Genomic DNA, 3,401 nt, shown 5'->3' with positions numbered 1-3,401 from the left:
GGGTTTACCGGTACGACGGATTTGTCTTTGTGGGGAAGAGGCGGCGCCGGAACCATGAGGTCTCGTACTGAGCCGATGGCCAATGCCAGAAACGCGGCGGCGCAGAGTTTGTAGGTRACCTTGGCCCACCGCATGCCTGCCCGGCGAAAGATGCGGTCTACCACAGCGGCGCAGAAGAACGCCCACACAACCGACGACACCATGAAACCGAGAAAGAAGATGGCGTAGTCGGCGGCTGTGGGCTCATGAATTCCGACAGCGCCCAGCGCGCTGCCGAGCGCGGCCCAATACGCGATGTTCTGCGGATTGGTGACGGACAGGAGGACGCCGGCTCGCATGGCCCGTTTCGGTTCAACCGTCGCCGGGTCGGTTAACGAAAACTCCTGGCTGGCGGAAAGCCACGAGTCGCGGGCCAGCCAGAAAAGGTACATCGCCCCGGCAATGCCAACGGGCCAGCGGACCCATTCCAGCTGAAGCAGCAGCCCGATGCCGACCAGCCCCAGCAATGCCCACAAGGCGTCGCCGGCCAGCGACCCGATTTGCACCGCCAGTGCGGGCCGGAAACCACCGCGTACGCCCTGGCGCACGGTTTCGGCAAAGACGGCGCCAGGCGCGGCATTGAACAAAAGCCCAAGCAGGAAAGCGGAGATAAAAAGCGTGGTCATGGTGAGACGGAAATTGGGGAGACCCGACGTTTATACCGCGCATGCGGCACGCACGCAGGCGCTGTGATGGATCGAGCAAAAACGGTATGCCTAGGCCTTGCTGTCACTCGTGGTGGCCTGCGCCAGTTCGCTGAGCTTTCCAACCTGCCATGCGAACTCGCCCTCAAAAGCCGACGGGTCGGTGACGGCATAGCCGCCATAGCCATAGACCACCGCGTAAGCCGCGTAGCCTGCCGCTTCCAGGGCACGGCCGGCAAGGGCGTTGGCTACGGCGTAGGTGGCGGAAACCGCTGCATGGGCTGAGCCGTCAATGGAGTTGGAGCCCCTGTGGCTGTTGGCCACCGCGGCAATTTCCTGTGCCGCCTGCGCCAGGGCGGTTTGGTCTGATTCTCTCTCGACGAAAGACCTGAGGACTGCCAGGCAACGGATGGCTTCCGGGTTTTCGAGCAGGTGTTCTGCGCGCTGCGCACAGGCTAGGCCAAAGGCAAGGCGAAGCGGCTCATGCTGCGGGTCGTTGAGCCTGATCTCGGCTGCAAGGCGTGAGAGTTCATCGTTCATGACAGCTCCTCATGGGTCAAGAAATGTTAGCGCTGAAATCCTGCGGGTGCCTGGCAAAGTTATGGCGATCTTGTCGCGGCCACTCGTTGGGTGGAGCGCCCAAAGTTTCGCGGCAGGAGCCACGCGGCCAGGTGCCGTTGACGTCGCGCGATCTCCAGGACCAGCAGCGGCAGCGCAACGCCTGCGGCAAGGCTTGCCGCCCCCACGAGGTAGTCGTTGTGGCTGAAGCGGGAAAGCAGCAGGAAGGCCCGCCCCTGGGCCACGGGATGAAACACCAGGATGAGCAGGCTGCCTGCGCCGATGTAGGTCAGCGGACGCCGCAGCATCGCGTACCGTTGTAGCAGTGAAGACCCGCAGAGAACGAGGTAGATGCCCAGGGCGGCCTGCAAGGTGGACACGAGCGGATTGCCGTAAGACCTCAGGTTCAGGTCCATGGTTTCGTTGAGATAGTAATGCAGCGAGGCGAACGCGACGGCTGAAACCAGGAACCCAAAGATACTGAAATGCATGGCTGCAACCTGTGTCCTGAGCAGGAACCCGGCCAGGATGAACGCTGTGCTGATGAACATGAGGTCAAGGCTCCAGGGAAGACCGGGCAATTGTTTCAGACCCATGAACGCCAGGGCGTCCGTGTCGATCTGCCAGAACCGGCCTATCCACCAGATGCCCATTGCAAGGAAGGCGAGGGCGATCAGAAAAATCCAGGCCGGACGGTGCCCGGTAGCCGGAGTGGCGCGCAGGATGACCATGGCTGCGACCGACGCCACAAAGAGATGCGGCAAAAACCAGAGCGGCGCCCAGGCTATGGTGGGGGCCGTGGCGTAGATGACACCGGAAAAATACGCAAGCGGTGAGATTCTGGACGTGGGAGCCGTGAGTGGATTGAGCACCATGAAAAGGCCCAGAAGTACCAGCACAACAAAGTACGGCTTTAACAGAGCATCGGCGCGCGACAGCGCAAATTTTCCTGGCGGATCAGCGTCCCTGAGGAACAGGCCCGAGAGAAAAAAGAACAGCGGCAGGTGGAATGAGTAGATGACCCGGAAGAGCTCGCCCCTTTCCTGCAGAACCGTCCAGTTATGCCCCAGCACCACCAAAATGATGCCGATGCCCCTGGCGATATCAACGGTTGCATTGCGGCTGGTCATGGCATGCGATCGATGGCGTCGTCATTCATCGGTAGTACCTCCGGATGGCGGGGTTGACTGATACAAATCAACCCCGTTGGCTAACGGATTTCAACTGTATAGCGGCTTTTCCAACTGTTCAATCGGCTACCTGGCCCGGCGTTACCTCTCGGGGATATACAGGCATTGACGTGGGTTCGTCAGACCAGGCGCCTGATCGATTTTCTCTTCCAGACCAGCCGGTAGTACGCCGCCTGCAGGCCCAGCATGGCGATGAAGGTGACCGGGTAGGCCACCCAGATGCCGTTGATGCCGATGCGGTGGCTCATGAACCAGGCGACGGGCACCTCTACCAGTGCGATGCAGAAGATGGCGATGCCCGTCGGCACCAGCACCGAACCGCTGGCACGCATGATGCCCGAGAGCACCGAGGCCATGCCAAAGATGACGCTGCTCCACAGCATGATGTGCAACAGCGTCTGCGCCACATCGATCACGGGCTCGCTGGTGATGAAAAACCCCATCAGGTGGCGCGAGAACAAATACCCCAGCAGCACGAGTGAACCGGTTAACGCCAGGTTCATCAGCAAGCCGGTGCGCACGATGGCGTCCAGCCTGTCGGTGCGGCCTGCGCCGATCGCCTGCGCACCCAGGATGGAGGCAGTGATGGCAATCGAAATCGCCGGGAACTGCACATACGCCACCACCTGGTTGACGGCGCCATAGGCCGCGGTGGCATTGGAGCCGTAGCTGTTCACGAGCGAGAGCAGGGCGACTTCAGCCAGCGCAATGACGATCATCTGCACGCCGGTAGGCACGCCGATCTTGAGCACGGTCTTGAGGATGCTGCCGTTGATGCGCATGTGGCGCGCAAATTCCGCGTCTGGCGCCAGCGGGCTGCGGATACGGCGCAACCTGAAAGCCAGCCAGGCCGTGGCCGTCACCATCGACAGCACCGAAGCCACCGCGCCGCTGGCCACGCCCAGCTGCGGCAGACCGAACCAGCCGCGGATCAACGCCGGTGTGACGGCGAGGCCGACCACGGTGGAAA

4 protein-coding genes are annotated in these 3,401 nt (G+C 61.8%); all 4 read right to left on the bottom strand.

What is annotated here, in order from left to right; genetic code table 11:
• Positions 1-665: LysE family translocator (locus AC1D0Z_RS18125; RefSeq protein ID WP_477659591.1), on the bottom strand; the 665-nt coding region annotated here is incomplete at its 3' end.
• 90 nt (positions 666-755) lie between these two features.
• A complete protein-coding gene (locus tag AC1D0Z_RS18120; protein WP_477659590.1) occupies positions 756-1,223 on the bottom strand; it encodes a hypothetical protein in 468 nt (155 codons plus the stop codon).
• A 59-nt stretch (positions 1,224-1,282) separates the two neighbouring features.
• Positions 1,283-2,371, bottom strand: coding sequence for an acyltransferase family protein (locus AC1D0Z_RS18115; protein WP_477659589.1), 1,089 nt, complete (start codon positions 2,369-2,371; stop codon positions 1,283-1,285).
• A 179-nt stretch (positions 2,372-2,550) separates the two neighbouring features.
• Positions 2,551-3,401, bottom strand: an 851-nt coding sequence (locus AC1D0Z_RS18110) for an MATE family efflux transporter (RefSeq protein ID WP_477659588.1), incomplete at its 5' end; no start/stop codon positions are given.

This window comes from Polaromonas sp. P1_E3 (assembly GCF_056405935.1).
The sequence above is the reverse complement of the archived record's forward strand: the minus strand, read 5'-3'. Positions and strand labels throughout refer to the sequence as shown.